A 15,398-nucleotide genomic window follows, 5' to 3' on the forward strand; every position below is an offset into this window, starting at 1 on the left:
TAAGTAAAAAAGGAGTGAGCTGTAATGGAATTTATTGCATTAGAAAATGATGTGGTTAAACTAAAGCCTTTAGAGTTAAACGATTTACCAGGAATAATAGAGGCTGGGCGTTATCCAGAAATTTGGTCACATATGTCCACAACGATCAAGAAAAAGGAGGATGTGAATAACTTTGTGGAAAACGCATTAATAACAAGAAGCGGAAAAACAGAATTCCCGTTTGTAATTGTGGATAAAAAATCAGGAGATATTATAGGTTCAACTAGGTTTATGGATATTGATGATAAGCATCAGCGACTAGAAATAGGCAATACATGGCTGACTCCTGCATACTGGCGTACAGCTATAAATACGAATTGTAAATATTTATTACTGCAATATTGTTTTGAACAGCTTCATTTAAAGCGAGTTCAAATAAAAACGGATCATGAAAATATTCGTTCTCAAAAGGCCATTGAGCGTATAGGTGCCACAAAGGAAGGAATATTGCGTAATCATATGATTCGCAAGGATGGAACAACGCGGCATACTGTGATGTATAGTATCACGATTGAAGAATGGTCAAAGGTGAAAAAACATTTAGAAGAGCTATTAGTGCAATTTGGTTATAATTAGGAATAAAATGGATTTTTTTTAATCTAGAAAACCACTTTTTCTTATAAAAAGTGTCAAAAAGTAATGGGAAGGGTAGAGTACTTAAAACTTGAAAGAGGGTAATCTACTTGAAACCAAAATATACTTTAAGACAAATTTATGGTGATAATGCTGTATATACGCCAAGAACGCCGTATAGTGATAATCCGTGGATGATGGACGAACCTCATAAGCTGGATGCTTTAACCTCTAGAGAAGTAGCTATTGCTGATATCCCCGTATTAGTACACCGAGCCACACAAACAGAAAAAGCCCAGGAGCTTCATCAATTAGCAGGGTTACCTTGGATGGAACAGCCGTATAGCTATGACACACAGGAAGAATATCTGGCACAGATCCAATCTTGGTGTGAGGAAGGGAAGACAATTGTTTGTCAGTATATACATGACTTAGAGCATATGGATCGTCAATGCTATTGGATGGATGCCGAAAAGTTTAATGAGCTGAATACAAAAGCATATATCGATCATTTAATTGATAGTAAATTCATTCCAAGTCGTTTAAATGTAGAAACCTATAGACTCTCTGATGCCATAAAAAATTGGCAGCCACCTGTTGTACTAAAGCCTGGAGATGATTCCCCAACATCGGGAGGATATGGTGTCATCATTTGCCATAATAATGAAGAGCTGACAGAAGGTATACGGCAATTTCGAATGACTGGCACTGACAGTATCATTATTGAAGAACTTTTACAAACAAAGCACAATTATAGCTGCCAATTTATTTACTGTGAGGAGCTAGGGATTCAATACTTAGGAGCTTCACAGCAAATAACAGATGACAACGGCATTTATGAAGGAAATATCATAGTAGATAAAGTACCTGAAAAAGTAATTGAGGCAGGAAAACATATAATGAAGCGTGGTGTGGAGGAAGGTTTTGTTGGTGTGGCAGGCTTTGATTTAATTGTGACAGAGGCTGGTGATGTTCAAGCCATTGACTTAAATTTCCGTCAGAATGGTTCTACCTCTATGCTGATGTTTCATGATGCTTTAGGAAAGCCCATTAATAAATTTGCTTCCTATGCTGCACAAGATCCGCAACAGAATGATCACTTCTTTCAAACAATTAAGCAATGTATAGAACAGGAAGCATTATTTCCGTTATCTTTCTATGATGGGGATTACTTTGATGAGCCCGTTGCCTCTAGATTTGTCGGCATATGGTACGCTGAAACGCTAGATGAGATTGAAAAGCTAGAGAAGGAATTATTATAGTTAAAAAGAATGGTCATTAATCGACCATTCTTTTTTTATAGATACCTGCTGCGAAAAACCAAGAAACAAGTGTCCATACAATGATTGCTAACAGAGGAATGACCACATCTGGCATGGAATACGTACCTTCTAATGCCTCTGCTAAAAGTAATAATTGTGAGCTAGGCAACCATTCTGCTATTTTTAAGATTGGGTTGACAGAAGATAAAGCTAGAGCAAAAGGACCGAAAGAGAATATTAACATTACAGGCAACACAATGATGGATGCCTCCATAATGGATTTAGCAAATAAACCACATATTGTACCTAATGCAATATAAAACAAAGCTGAAAGTAATAATGCTATTACTATGATGAAAAGATTAGCAGGCTCATAGCCAACTAGAAAAATAGTCACAGCTTCAGCTAGAATTGTAATTATTAAAACAAACAAGCTTTTACCAATTAAAATATCACCAAGTGATGCTGGGGATAGCATGAGACTGCGAAGAGTGTTTTTTTCTTTTTCCTCTGCAATTAAGCAACATTGGACATATGTTGTTACTACAGCAAAGGCCATGTTGATTGGTAGAAAATATATACTAATACTATTGGAACCAGATTGATTATATAAATAAGCCATTATTAGCGGCAGAAGCACCATCGTCGATACAGCATAGTTACGTGAAAATTCCTTATAATCCTTCACCAATATAGCTTGAATACGTGTCATTGAAAAATTCATACTAAATCACTCCCTGTTATTTGCATAAAAATATCACCCAATGTCGGCTCATTTGTATTAATTCTTGTAACTTCGTTGGAATGCATCCATTGATAAAGCTTCTCTGCATCTTGTGCACCGTTTTGTATAATCTCTTGCATGCCATTTTTGAGTTCAACTGTAATAGAATCAGAGCCAAATTCCTGTTTTAAATCCTTTGGTGCACCTATTGCTCGAATTTTTCCCTTATGAAGGAAGGCTACACGGTCACAAAGTATCTCTGCTTCGCTCATATCATGAGTGGTTAAAAAAATAGTTGTCCCCATATCATTTAATTTTCGTAAGCCATTATAAATATGCTGTGTATTGACAGGGTCTAAAGCAGAAGTAGGCTCATCTAAAAATAATAATTCAGGCTTATGCATAATAGCACGAGCAAGGGTAACACGTTGAATCATTCCTTTTGAAAGCTGACTGATCTTCTTTTTACGTTCCGCATATAAGTTTACAAAATCTAAAGCCTCTTTTACGGCAGAGTGGGATAGCTGATATAAGTTACTATAAAATAATAAATTTTCTTCAATAGATAGTCTTGTATACAAACCACTATTATCTGTTAAAATACCAAAACGTTTACGATTTTGACTTTGCTTCATTTCAGATGCTGGTTGCCCAAATAATAGGACATTACCAGCCGACTTATCTGTTTGTGCGGTTAATATTTTAATAGTAGTTGTTTTACCAGAACCACTTGGACCAAGAAAGCCGAATATTTCCCCCTTCTGAATTGTAAAAGAAACATCTTGCAATGCTGTTTCTTTATTAAATGTTTTTTTCAAGTGCTGCACATCAATCACTGTGTTCATGTGTAAACCTCCTGTTTGTTGTTGATGTCTACACTATAAGCAACAAACATAAGGTACACAGTATAAATCGGGTGAAAGGCGGAAAAATGATCCTCAGTGAAACAATATTAAAGGTGACAGGAGTCGTTTATTTCCTGGGAAATCTACTATATTCCGAGTATTTCCTTTAAATCTGCTAATTTATTTTTCGACAGTGGGACAACAGCCTTTTCAGTGCTATTGAGTGCTAGACTATAGCTGTTACGTGTCCATGTAATGATTTCACGAACCTTTTGCAGATTCACAATATAAGAACGATGGCTTCTAAAAAAGCCGAATGGTGTCAATTTTTGCTCTAGCTCATTGAGCGATAAAGTACATGGATATGCTTCTCCAGCCACATAGATAGAAACATCACCTTCAACACTTTCAATATAATCAATTTCGGGTGGATTAAATAAAATAATCTTATCATTTTTCTTTGTTGGGATTTTATCAATGCGAATTGGTGCAGATTCAATTTGCTGAGGTGATTGTTCTATTTCATCCTCCTTTACATCTAACGCATGCAAACCAGCTCCGTCTAATCTATGTATAGCTGTACTCATAATCATTAAATCTTCTAGATTGGTCGATAATAAAATGATGGTTTTTTGCTGTTTTATTTGACTATTTAATAATTGTTGGATATTTTGTTTTGAAAATTCATCTATATTTTGAAAGGGCTCTTCTAAAATTTGAATAGGTGCTTGATGGAGATACGTATTCAATAACTTTAATCGCTGTTTTTCACTATGAGAAAGCCGACTAATTCTAGTGTTTTTTTGTTCAGTAAGGCTAAAGAGCTTTAATAGATTCTCCGTTTCGTTCGTTGGACGGTTAAAAAGTCTCAATAAAAACTGGATATATTCACGAGCAGTAAGTCGCTCATATAACGCACTTTCACGAAAATGAGTATATGTATCATGTCGGTTCATAAACCATCGCATTAATGTATGTATTTTTGAAATATCTGTATAGATGCCGATAATAGTGCCAGGTTGTAAAGAAAGCTGAAAGCTCGGATAAATAACATTGCCTGCTTCAATATAGGGTTCAACCTGAATATCAATATTTTGTTCCATGTTTATTCCTCCTGAAATTTTCTAGCTTGTAAAAAGCTTCGGATGTCATTGTGTGCCTGCAAGTAGCTCCTTTGGCAATAATTAGAGTTAGAGGCGTCCATAAAACCATGTAAACCCTGATATTGTTTGGTCTGAACATTCGGTATGCGACCAAGTGCATTCTTTAATATTTGCACATCAAAACTACTTTCATAGCTAGGTAAAACGACTAAAGTTGGACATGCAGGTAGGATATCGAAGTATTGGCGGATACGTGAACCATACACACAAATGACGCGGTGTAGGGGGAGTGTGGCTAATCGCCAAGCCAAAGTTGCACCTACGCTATAACCAATTAATACCACTTCATTATAATTTTGAGCTGCCGCCAGTATTTTTTGAGAAAGTAACTCTAGAGGGGCATCGAAGCCAACTGTCTGCATGTAAAATTCATATGCTTGCTTTTCTTGCTCATATGAAAAGGATAAACCATCTGAATAGAACGAAATACAGGAAACGGAAGTGTTTTCATCACTATATGTTTGGACTTGTTCTTTTATAAAATGATTAACTCCATATATTTCATGTAATATAAAAATTTTTCTCCTCATTATTGCCCTCTATTATCTTTTTTCCAATAGTGTATCAAAAAGTAAGTATAACGTATATTTAACGTTAAAATGAACAGTGATAACCTCGTTCAAAAAGTACAAAGCTGGACATTTTTACGTTTATGGATAAAAAAACACAAATTTGTTCATCGAGTATTATATGTACTCAAAAAATTGAATTTGCTATCATCTTTTTGATAATGATTCTCATTATTTTGCTAGAAAATTAAAGGAGGACATACAATGAAGAAGCCGTGGATAATGGTGCTGTTCACTTTGTTACTATCAGTCTTGCTAGTAGCATGTAATAATGCCGAAGAGAAGGTAGCGAATCAAACCCAAAAAGAAAAAGAGGAAATAAAGGAAGAACCGTCCATTTATCCTCTAACATATACAGACGCTTTAGGGAAGGAAGTAATAATTGAGAAAGAGCCGAAACGTGTTATTTCTTTGATGCATGTATTATACCCAGATGTTCTATTAGCATTAGATACCAAGCCAATAGGTATAGCAAATGCTGATACTATGTTTAATTTATGGGAAGCCTATCAATCTTTTGTGGAAGAACAAACATTTACTGATATTGGGGATGTTAGAAGCCCAAGCCTTGAAAAAATACTAGAACTAAAACCAGATTTAATTTTGGCTGCTTCAGGTGTTCATGATCAGCTATATGACCAATTGTCAGCAATAGCACCTGTTGTGTATTTAAATCAAAGAGCGATGTCTACGGATCAAGAGTTAGCTGTAACGGAAATTTCAAAGGTATTGGGGAAAGAGCAACAAGGAAAGGCACTGCTAGAAGAAGTAAGCAAAAAAATCACAGATGGCCGAGAAGCTTTGAAAAATTTTACAGCCAAAGGAGAAACTGTAGTCTTTACATCCGTAAATACGAAAGAAGGGTTTTGGATATATGGGAAAAATATTGCGCCAACGAATCCTGAACATGGTTTAGGAATTAAAGTTCCACAAAATTACCCAGAAGATATGACAAAGGAAGTAAGTATGGAGGGGATGTCAGTCTTAAACCCAGATCATCTATTTATTTTCCTTGATAAAAGTGGAATTACCATGAGTGAAGAGGAATTTTTAAAATCCTATGAAGAAAGCGCGGTATGGAAGAACATCAATGCAGTTAAAAATAAAAATATTTATATAGTCGATCGTTCTTTATTTGCACAGGATGCACCAATTGCAACTATGTATGGAATTGATATAGTAGTAGATTTGTTAAAAGATAAATAAATATGATTAAAATGAAATAGTATGCCTAGTGCATACTATTTCTTTAAGAATATTAAAAAATGGTGACAGGATATGTATTATTATTATGTTTTGTAATAATTTTATTTGATAATGATTATCATTATCGTATAATGGAATTAAGGAGGAAGTTCAAAGTAGTTTAGACAATTAGAAATACACAGTAGGGCTGTCATGCAATGTTAGTCCAATTGTTGAGATAGGTAATGACAAATTGAAAGGTGTGTTAAGTATTGTTAGAACAAGAATTGTATGATGTAACAATCATTGGTGGTGGACCCGCAGGTCTATATTCTAGTTTTTACTGTGGTTTACGAGAAATGAAAACGAAGCTAATTGAATCACAACCACAGCTAGGCGGTAAAATTCATGTTTACCCAGAGAAAATGATTTGGGATGTTGGGGGTGTAACGCCTATTTCAGGGGGACAACTAATTAAGCAATTAGTTGAGCAAGCCTTAACGTTTAACCCTTCTATTTATACAGATGAAAAAGTGCTGTCCATTGCCAAAAATGAAGATGGCATTTTTATGATCACTGCGGAGTCAGGAAACATTCATTATTCCAAAACGGTTATTGTCGCTATTGGCGGAGGTATCCTGAATCCTCAAAAAATTGAAATTGAAGGCGCTGAACGCTTTGAAGTTTCTAATTTAAATTACACAATTAAATCCTATGAAAAATTTAAGAATAAGGCAGTTATTATTTCCGGTGGTGGTAACACTGCTGTAGACTGGGCATTAGAGTTAATGGAAGTAGCTTCCAAAGTCTATTTAACATATCGAAAAGATACATTGTCTGCACATGAGGCTCAAATTACAGAGCTTACAAATAGTTCTATTGAATGCCATTTCAATTCTGAAATTACGAAACTGATTGCAGACGATCAAGCAGGAATGATTAAAGCGATTTCTTTAACTAATCATGAAACAGGCACTGTAACAGAGATTCCTATTGACGAAGTGGTCATCAGTCATGGATATGTACGTGATAAGGAGCTATTAGATAATAGTCCGTTAGCCATTGACCGTAAAAATGATTATTTTATAGCTGGTTCGATTAATAGTGAATCGTCCATTCCGGGCCTTTATGCAGCAGGTGATATTCTTCACCATGATGGTAAAATCCATTTAATTGCAGCTGCCTTCCACGATGCACTCCATGCAGTAAATAGTGCGAAGAAATATATTCAACCTGATGCTTCTGAGGGCGGTATCGTTTCCTCACATAATGATATTTTCAAACAACGTAATCGCAAGCTACTACAGGAAAGTTTAAAATAATCGATTTTAGGAGCACTGATGCATTGTTGGTGTTCCTTTCTTTTTGTCTTAATACTATGAAGTGAAGGAGAGCATTCAAAATGGATATACAAGAAATCATAGAATTTTACACAACTGCTCCATTAACATTTTTGGATGTGATTACGGAGAAGATTTCCTCCGAAACGGTCGTTACGAATTACAAGACGATGACGAATGCAGCTGGTTTAATATTTCCTATCAATGGAGTAGCAGATGTTAAAATTGAAGGCAAAAATTACCGATTAGAAAAAGGGCAGATTATCCATGCGGGTCCAAACTTATCTATCCAACGAACAATTACAAGCGATACTAAATTCGAGTATGCTGTCATTCATTTTCAACTATCAGACGGAGAAAATTCAAAGTTTCCACTCTACAATCGTCATTTTGCCTTACAGGTAGGAGAGCAGCTAAAATTAATGAATTTGTTGCAGCAATTAATACAAAATTATGTCATGGGTAGTCATTTATCATTTCTTCAATCGAAAGCTCTTTTTTTTAATATTTTAGAAGAAATCATTTTAGTCATTAAAATGAGGGATTATCAATATAAAAAAGAAAATATAACGTTAATTACGGAGTATATGCAAGAAAACTATACAAAGAATATGACTGTTATGGATATCGCGAATCATTTTAAAATGGAAAGAAGGAAACTGTCCTATCTATTTGAGAAAAAAATGGGTGTTAGCCCGAATGTTTATCTTACTGTTTTGCGTATTCAAAAATCTAAAGTATTATTGAGAACTTCTCATTTATCTGTTAAAGATATTGCGGAAAAAGTGGGTTACACAGATTACTTTTATTTTAGCCGTGTATTTAAAAAAATAACAGGTTTATCGCCTAGCCAATTTCGTAAACATATAAACTAACAAACACCTAGTGAAAAATAACTTTCATTAGGTGTTTTTCATCTAAAAGGAACATATCTTTTCCTTTTTTGGACAACCTAAGCTAGAAAAAATAACATGAGGTGATGATCATGAAAATAGAAAGGTCGTCCGAGTGGGAAGAAGGCTTTAGCAATCGATTAAATCATCTTGAACAATGGCAGAGCTGGACATTATATAAGATGAACTATGATATTGTGAAAAGGAAATTAATCCCTGATTTTACGGGATTACAAGCAACTAAGTATTTACCGCACTTAAAACCATTAGTACACCAGTTAGAAGCGGCTGAAACAGTTATTGAGCGCATGAATGGAAAAGCGATTTTAGCCGATGAAGTAGGTCTTGGTAAAACGATTGAAGCGGGCTTAATTTTAAAGGAATACCTTATTCGAGGCCTTGTTAAAAGGGCATTAATTTTAGCACCTGCTTCTCTCATTAATCAGTGGATTGAAGAGTTAAATTTAAAATTTCATATACCGGCCATCGCCTATAAGAAAAATTGTCCAATAGAGCGCTACGATGTCCTCATTATGAGTATGGATACGGCTAAAAAAAGTCCCCATAAAGAGCGCATTTATGAGCAGGATTACGACATGATTATTATTGATGAGGCACATAAATTAAAGAATAATAAAACACAAATTTATGAGTTCGTACAAGGGTTAAAGAAAAAGTTTTGCTTATTATTAACAGCCACACCTATTCAGAACGATGTGTTCGAACTGTATTATTTAATTTCCTTATTAAAGCCAGGGCATTTAGGGAATTACGATACATTCCAGTCAGCCTTCTCTGCTAGTAAGCATCATTTAGAACATGATGATTATTTAAAAGAATTGGTCAATCAGGTAATGGTGAGAAATCGGCGAGAAGATACAGGGATTGAATGGACAAATCGCTGTGTTCAAATTGTACCGATTACATTTACGGAGGCAGAGAGGGAAGTTTACGATTTGCTTGGAGCCCTTGAAAATACAGGTTCCTTTTCATTAATTACTTTACAAAAGGAAATGTGTAGTAGCAAGGAAGCCACAGCATTAACACTAACGAATATGCTAGATGATCATGTGCAGCCACAAGAACTTGAAGCGATTTTAGCAAAGCTTATGGCCTTAGAAGTAAATTCAAAGGCGGAGAAAACGCTAGAAATCGTAAAACAAGCAGATGACAAGGTTATTATTTTTACAGAGTATCGGGCTACTCAAGTTTATTTACAATGGTATTTGCATACTAATGGCATAACGAGTGTCCTGTTTAATGGGAAGTTCAATAAAAGCAAACGAGATTATATGAAGCATCTCTTTAAAGAGAGAGCACAGGTACTCATCGCAACTGAGGCAGGAGGCGAAGGAATCAACCTTCAATTTTGTCATCATGTCATCAACTATGATCTACCATGGAATCCAATGAAGCTAGAGCAACGTATTGGTCGTGTCCATCGTTTGGGACAGGAGCATGACGTCCATATTTATAATCTTGCGATTGAAAATACCATTGAAGAAAAAATATTGGAGTTACTTCATACAAAAATTGATGTGTTCGAGAAAGTGGTTGGCGATTTAGATGCGATTTTAACAAACTTTAAAGAATCTGTATGAGGTAAGGAGGGGCAACCATGTATCCGCAACAAGTCCATCACTATTTAAAAGAATTTTTTAACGAGAATGACTGCGCTATTTTAGGTGAAGAGGATCATTATTTAACAGTTCAACTAACGGTGGATATTGATAAAAGGATTATGAATAGGCCATTTTATTGGCAGTATATTGAAGCGACTAATAGTGAGCCAAACCCAGCTCAAGTAACCTTCATAACAAATCAAACGTCAATAGCTGGTAACTTATTTGGAGAGGCCATTCATTACGGCTCACCACGTTTAAATCAGCTATTTGTAGCAACAAAAGAATTAGGAGCCTATGTTCAACTGTTTGAAAAGGTGGATAGTGCAATGGGTCAGGTCATCCTAACACCTTGGTTAGGTGTTAACTTTAAAGTTTCTTATTGCTGTGATCGCACAAAAGAAATGCTTTATTCATTTGGTATCAATTTATTGACAGGTGTGGTAAAGGAAGATTTTCATGAAACGATTTGTACCTCAGAATTCGACATGGAGCCCGCAGATAATGTATTTCATGTGCAATATATTATTAAGCCACTTCGAGCACTGGAACGACTACATGCAGCAGTTGAAGCCATCATTGAACAAGATGATCATTCATGGGCAATTGAAGCACAGAAACGTTGGCAACGAGATCAACGAGTCTTAGATTATTTTTATGAGGATGTGGAGGATAAACCTGAATGCTATGAAATTGAACGCAAAGCATTAGAGGAGCAATACGAATCTAAAATTAAAATTGAAATCATTAATGGGGGGGTATTTTATCTCTTTTAAATGTGGAGCTGTCCAGTATAAAGACAGCTCCTTTTTTGCTTTAATCCTCTTCAACCATTCTTTGAAGCTGCACCAATTTATTGTCCCAAAATAAATGGAAGTACTGAAGCCAATCTTCAATTTCCTGCAAACGCTCACTATGCAAAGTATAGATTTTTTCTCGACCCTTTTTTTCAGCAGAAATGAGCTCAGCCTGCTCTAATATTTTTAAATGCTTTACGACAGCAGTTCGACTAATAGCAAAGTGCTCAGAAATATTGGAAATAGGTCTATCACTTGCGGCAAGTAGCTGTAAAATATTCCTTCTTGTGGGATCAGCAATGGCTTGAAAAACATCATATTTTACGGCTGATTGAGTCATTAGGATTCGGCAATCTCTTTTAATTTATGCTGAATAAGTATTGTCCAGCCGTCATCCATTTTTGTCCGAATAGCTTCAGCAGCAGTATTCGCTTTAGGAATAATATGAGAAGCTTCCTTCCAGCCACCATGCGTTAACGTAAATTCTGTTTGATCGCCAACCTCTTTTAGCTCAAAAGTGACGAACCATCCATCTTGATCCCAGGCAAAACGTAAATAATATGGTGCTTCGACACGTTCTACTTTACAGGGTGAAGGACCAAACGGTGATTGAATAGTGAATTCATGTCCTTCGATTGGTTGAAAATCATTTGGCATAAACCATGAAGCAATTTTTTCAGCGGTTGCGACTGTCTCCCACACTTTTTCAATAGGGGCATTCAAAGTAATCGTTTTGACAATATCCTGTAATTTTTCAGTCATGTATAGTTACTCCTTTATTGTTTGATGAAATGACACTGATGGTACGAGCCTGCTCAAACCAAAAGCGTTTGCAGAGTTGAGTGACATATAACCATAAGGTGTTATGAATATATAACACCTTATGGTTATATGTCAATGGAAAAAGATGATATTATTTTCTATCTTTCAGTAGGTCATCGCTTATGTTAAAATTATTTATAATTTTCTGACATAGAAAGGAGATGTACTATGGTTAACATATCCGTGTTCTTAATTATGTGCATTTTGCTCATTATTTTACCTGGTCCTGATACAGCGATTGCAACTAAGAATACCTTGACTGTAAGTAGAAAGGGAGGATTACAGACAATCTTAGGATCTTGTTGTGGTTTATTAATTCACACATGTGCTGCTGTAATTGGTCTTTCTGCTATTATTGTGAAATCTGCCTATGTATTTGCTGCTTTAAAGTACATTGGTGCAGTTTATTTATGTTATTTAGGTATCAAAACATTATGGACACTACGGACAATTCGCACACAATCACCTGTAGTGCAAGATGCTGCAAATATGGATCACAAATATTCGCAGCAGTCCTGCTTTAAACAAGGGTTTCTTACAAATGTGACAAATCCAAAGGTCGCTGTATTTTTCCTAACGTTTCTACCTCAATTTGTAGACGGTACGAGCGGGACATTTTTTCCATTTTTAATAATGGGTCTTATTTATACAGCATTAACAATGTTATGGTTTGTCTTCTATGTGTATCTATTAGATCGAATTAGCGCCTTTATGAAAAAGCCATCGACGAAGGCAATAATTGAAGGCGTAACGGGTGCTGTATTAATTGGATTCGGTATTAAACTGGCATTAGAAAAAGCCCATTAAATGGGTAGTGACTCCTTAAAAATAGAGTTTTAGTTATGTAGCTAATCGGCTGGCATAAGTTCGGTATTTTACCAGGCTCATGTCTGCCTATTTTTGCTTAATTCGATCGTTATTATAGTAATCGATATATTCCTCTATTTTCTTCTTTAACGCTTCATAGGAAATTAATTCTTCTCCCTATTACATTTCTTGTTTGAGTAAGCCAAAAAAGTTCTTCATGTGATAGTGATACGTTGCTTCTGGAATATCGACTTGTTTAAAGATGTCTTTTAATCGAAACCCTTCTTCTTTGGGTTCTTTATCCAGTAAAGGATTAAACGAATTGAAGGAGAATTTATTACTAAAAGGAATTCTATATATCATTTCATAATAAATATGAATAAATGAGGAAGATGTTTATGGAATTACGGGATTTAAAAGCATTTATGGCTGTGGTTGAACAGGGAAGTTTTACAAAGGCTGCAAATGTGTCCTTTGTATCTCAGCCATCACTAAGCAAAAGTATCAAGAAATTAGAAGAAACATTACAAGTTGAATTGTTGAACAGGTCTACTCGCAAAGTAGAGCTAACAGACGCAGGGAGTATTGTCTTTCAACAGGGACAAAAAATATTGCACGGTGTTCAAGAGTTGCATATTTTATTGGATGATTTATTGAATATTAAAACAGGCGCTATCAAATTAGGGATTCCACCTCTAATTGGCACATTATTTTTTCCTGACATCGCCAGGAAATTTCATCAACTATACCCAGAGGTGCATTTAGAGCTTGTCGAACGAGGCGCTAAAATGGTAGAAATGCTAGTTGAAAATGGCGATGTTGATATGGGCATTGTTGTATTACCAGCAGATGAAAGGAAATTTTCCGTTCAGCCATTTGTAGAGGATCAATTTTTTGTATTTATGAATGAATCCCATCCATTGGCAAAAGAGGATTCTATAGCTTTGAAGGATTTAAAAAACGAAACGTTTATTATCTTTGCAGAGGAGTTCACGCTCCATGACTATATTATTAAATCATGTAAAAGCGTAGGCTTTACACCGATAGTCGGCTATAAAAGTTCACAATGGGATTTGATTTTGGAATTAGTATCCTCCAATCTGGGCGTTACACTATTACCCTTCTCAATTGCCGCGAAGCAAACAAATGCCAATGTGAGAACGATCCCATTACATCAATTTCATATGCCATGGCGTTTAGGGATTATTACGAAGAAAAACACGTATCAATCTTATGCATTAAAGCAGTTACTCAAAACGATTGGTAGAAATACTGAAAATGGATTTATTCCAATGAGGAATAAATAGTATTCGATTTAATTCCTTTACTTGTAAAATAGCAATGATGTAGAATTTTTCTTAATAAGCGAGCAATTATAGGGGGTTTCGAGATGGGGAATGGGAAAGTATGGAGTTCGTTTGAGGAAGCTGTTGCGGATATTAGAGATGGAGACACATTAGCTGTAGGAGGCTTTGGGCTCTGTGGTATACCAGAAAAATCGATTGCAGCGTTAGTACAGCAGGGCACAAAGGATTTAACGGTTGTCAGTAATAACTGCGGTGTAGATGATTGGGGTTTAGGTCTACTCTTAGCGAATAAACAGATTAAAAAAATGGTGGCTTCCTATGTAGGAGAAAATAAAGTTTTTGAACAACAATTTTTAAGTGGCGAGCTAGAAGTGGAATTATCGCCCCAGGGAACACTTGCGGAGCGACTACGTGCAGGTGGCGCAGGAATTCCAGGATTTTATACTGCGACAGGTGTTGGAACGCCAATTGCGGAAGGAAAAGAAGTAAAGGTTTTTGATGGGAAGGAATTTATTCTGGAAGAAGGCATTGTGGCTGATTTTGCTCTTGTCAAAGCATGGAAAGCAGATAAGCAAGGAAATTTAGTCTACAGAAAAACATCACGTAATTTTAATCCATTGGCTGCTATGGCAGGGAAAATTACGATTGCTGAGGTTGAAGAAATTGTGGAAGTGGGCGAGCTAGATCCAGATCACATTCACACACCAGGTGTTTTTGTACAACGTGTATTAGTAGGTGAAAATTATGAGAAGCGTATCGAGCGTTTAACGGTGAAAAAGGGGGAAGCGTAATGGATACAAGACAAAAAATGGTTAACAGAGCAGTAAAGGAAATAGCAAATGGGATGAATGTTAATCTAGGTATAGGCATCCCAACACTTGTTGCCAATGTGATTCCAGCCGATTATGACGTGCTGTTACAATCTGAAAATGGCCTTCTCGGTATTGGACCTTACCCAGTAGAGGAAGCCGTTGACCCTGATTTAATTAATGCGGGGAAGGAAACGGTCACTGCAGTTCCAGGAGCATCCTTCTTTGACAGTGCAGAATCATTTGCAATGATTCGAGGCGGTCATATTGACCTTGCCATTTTAGGTGGCATGGAGGTATCTGAAACAGGAGACCTTGCGAACTGGATGATTCCAGGGAAAATGGTAAAGGGAATGGGTGGCGCTATGGACCTTGTTGTAGGAGCTAAAAGAGTGATCGTCGTAATGGAGCATGTAAATAAAAACGGTGAATCTAAAATTAAAAAGCAATGTGAGCTCCCCTTAACAGGTAAAGGAGTAGTACATCGCTTAATTACAGACTTAGCTGTTTTTGATTTTACTAAAGATGGCATGCAACTGATAGAGTTAGCAGAAGGTGTTACTTTAGAGGAAGTAAAAGAGAAGACTGCTGCTTCGTTTAGCGTTGCTTTAGCATAATAACTTCAGACCTAGGACTGTTTC

The 15,398-nt window shown here is 36.0% G+C and carries 17 protein-coding genes and 1 pseudogene; 11 read left to right on the forward strand and 7 right to left on the reverse strand.

All coding sequences use genetic code 11. The annotated features are described in order from the left end of the window. The first annotated feature begins 24 nt into the window (after positions 1-24). Positions 25-615, forward strand: a complete 591-nt coding sequence (locus MKY46_RS01660) for a GNAT family N-acetyltransferase (RefSeq protein ID WP_058843984.1) — start codon at positions 25-27, stop codon at positions 613-615. Positions 616-722: 107 nt separating this feature from the next. Further along, complete coding sequence (gene ldmS, locus MKY46_RS01665; protein ID WP_340833644.1) at positions 723-1,874, forward strand: L-aspartate--L-methionine ligase LdmS; 1,152 nt, start codon at positions 723-725, stop codon at positions 1,872-1,874. A 16-nt stretch (positions 1,875-1,890) separates the two neighbouring features. Here ldmS and MKY46_RS01670 read toward each other — a convergent pair whose 3' ends face one another. The 4 genes from MKY46_RS01670 to MKY46_RS01685 form a co-directional block, all read right to left on the reverse strand. After that, positions 1,891-2,598 (reverse strand): ABC transporter permease, encoded by a 708-nt coding sequence (locus MKY46_RS01670; RefSeq protein ID WP_340833645.1) that lies wholly within the window; start codon positions 2,596-2,598, stop codon positions 1,891-1,893. Further along, positions 2,595-3,443: an ABC transporter ATP-binding protein gene (locus MKY46_RS01675; protein ID WP_036117970.1), complete on the reverse strand. Its 849-nt coding sequence runs from the start codon at positions 3,441-3,443 to the stop codon at positions 2,595-2,597. The genes MKY46_RS01670 and MKY46_RS01675 overlap by 4 nt, the downstream gene beginning before the upstream one ends. A 146-nt stretch (positions 3,444-3,589) precedes the next feature. Beyond that, positions 3,590-4,546 (reverse strand): LytTR family transcriptional regulator DNA-binding domain-containing protein, encoded by a 957-nt coding sequence (locus tag MKY46_RS01680; protein ID WP_036117963.1) that lies wholly within the window; start codon positions 4,544-4,546, stop codon positions 3,590-3,592. 2 nt (positions 4,547-4,548) lie between these two features. Further along, entirely contained in the window at positions 4,549-5,136 is a 588-nt protein-coding gene (locus tag MKY46_RS01685; protein WP_036117961.1) for a dienelactone hydrolase family protein, read from the reverse strand. A gap of 243 nt (positions 5,137-5,379) precedes the next feature. Here MKY46_RS01685 and MKY46_RS01690 point away from each other — a divergent pair, with 243 nt between their 5' ends. The 5 genes from MKY46_RS01690 (at position 5,380) to MKY46_RS01710 (ending at position 10,991) form a co-directional block, all read left to right on the forward strand. Beyond that, complete coding sequence (locus MKY46_RS01690; RefSeq protein ID WP_340812447.1) at positions 5,380-6,381, forward strand: iron-siderophore ABC transporter substrate-binding protein; 1,002 nt, start codon at positions 5,380-5,382, stop codon at positions 6,379-6,381. 251 nt (positions 6,382-6,632) lie between these two features. Next, positions 6,633-7,682: an NAD(P)/FAD-dependent oxidoreductase gene (locus MKY46_RS01695; RefSeq protein ID WP_036117955.1), complete on the forward strand. Its 1,050-nt coding sequence runs from the start codon at positions 6,633-6,635 to the stop codon at positions 7,680-7,682. A gap of 80 nt (positions 7,683-7,762) precedes the next feature. Next, positions 7,763-8,575, forward strand: a complete 813-nt coding sequence (locus tag MKY46_RS01700; RefSeq protein WP_036117951.1) for an AraC family transcriptional regulator — start codon at positions 7,763-7,765, stop codon at positions 8,573-8,575. A gap of 104 nt (positions 8,576-8,679) precedes the next feature. Next, complete coding sequence (locus tag MKY46_RS01705; protein ID WP_058843977.1) at positions 8,680-10,194, forward strand: DEAD/DEAH box helicase; 1,515 nt, start codon at positions 8,680-8,682, stop codon at positions 10,192-10,194. Positions 10,195-10,211: 17 nt separating this feature from the next. Beyond that, the gene (locus MKY46_RS01710; protein ID WP_036117946.1) at positions 10,212-10,991 is read left to right on the forward strand and encodes a YqhG family protein; all 780 of its coding nucleotides are present in this window, start codon (positions 10,212-10,214) and stop codon (positions 10,989-10,991) included. Positions 10,992-11,031: 40 nt separating this feature from the next. Here the strand turns inward: MKY46_RS01710 and MKY46_RS01715 are convergent, their stop codons facing one another. Beyond that, positions 11,032-11,352, reverse strand: coding sequence for an ArsR/SmtB family transcription factor (locus MKY46_RS01715; RefSeq protein ID WP_036117943.1), 321 nt, complete (start codon positions 11,350-11,352; stop codon positions 11,032-11,034). Beyond that, positions 11,352-11,774: an SRPBCC family protein gene (locus tag MKY46_RS01720; RefSeq protein WP_036117940.1), complete on the reverse strand. Its 423-nt coding sequence runs from the start codon at positions 11,772-11,774 to the stop codon at positions 11,352-11,354. Before MKY46_RS01720 ends, MKY46_RS01715 begins: the two co-directional genes overlap by 1 nt. Before the next feature lie 228 nt (positions 11,775-12,002). On the opposite strand from MKY46_RS01720, the gene MKY46_RS01725 reads away from it, so the two are divergent. Beyond that, positions 12,003-12,641 carry a LysE family translocator gene (locus tag MKY46_RS01725; protein ID WP_089933101.1) on the forward strand — a complete coding sequence of 213 codons (639 nt, stop codon included), beginning with the start codon at positions 12,003-12,005 and terminating at the stop codon, positions 12,639-12,641. A gap of 87 nt (positions 12,642-12,728) precedes the next feature. Here MKY46_RS01725 and MKY46_RS23770 read toward each other — a convergent pair. Further along, positions 12,729-12,860, reverse strand: a pseudogene (locus MKY46_RS23770) (IS3 family transposase); the annotation flags it as partial. Positions 12,861-13,039: 179 nt separating this feature from the next. On the opposite strand from MKY46_RS23770, the gene MKY46_RS01730 reads away from it, so the two are divergent. The 3 genes from MKY46_RS01730 to MKY46_RS01740 all read left to right on the forward strand — a co-directional run bounded on the left by MKY46_RS01730 (position 13,040) and on the right by MKY46_RS01740 (position 15,374). Beyond that, the gene (locus MKY46_RS01730; RefSeq protein ID WP_036117935.1) at positions 13,040-13,948 is read left to right on the forward strand and encodes a LysR family transcriptional regulator; all 909 of its coding nucleotides are present in this window, start codon (positions 13,040-13,042) and stop codon (positions 13,946-13,948) included. An 83-nt stretch (positions 13,949-14,031) separates the two neighbouring features. After that, positions 14,032-14,739: a CoA transferase subunit A gene (locus MKY46_RS01735; RefSeq protein WP_036117932.1), complete on the forward strand. Its 708-nt coding sequence runs from the start codon at positions 14,032-14,034 to the stop codon at positions 14,737-14,739. Beyond that, entirely contained in the window at positions 14,739-15,374 is a 636-nt protein-coding gene (locus tag MKY46_RS01740; RefSeq protein WP_036117929.1) for a 3-oxoacid CoA-transferase subunit B, read from the forward strand. Before MKY46_RS01735 ends, MKY46_RS01740 begins: the two co-directional genes overlap by 1 nt. Positions 15,375-15,398 lie beyond the last annotated feature (24 nt).

This window comes from Lysinibacillus sp. FSL M8-0355, assembly GCF_038008985.1.
Taxonomy (GTDB): domain Bacteria; phylum Bacillota; class Bacilli; order Bacillales_A; family Planococcaceae; genus Lysinibacillus; species Lysinibacillus fusiformis_D.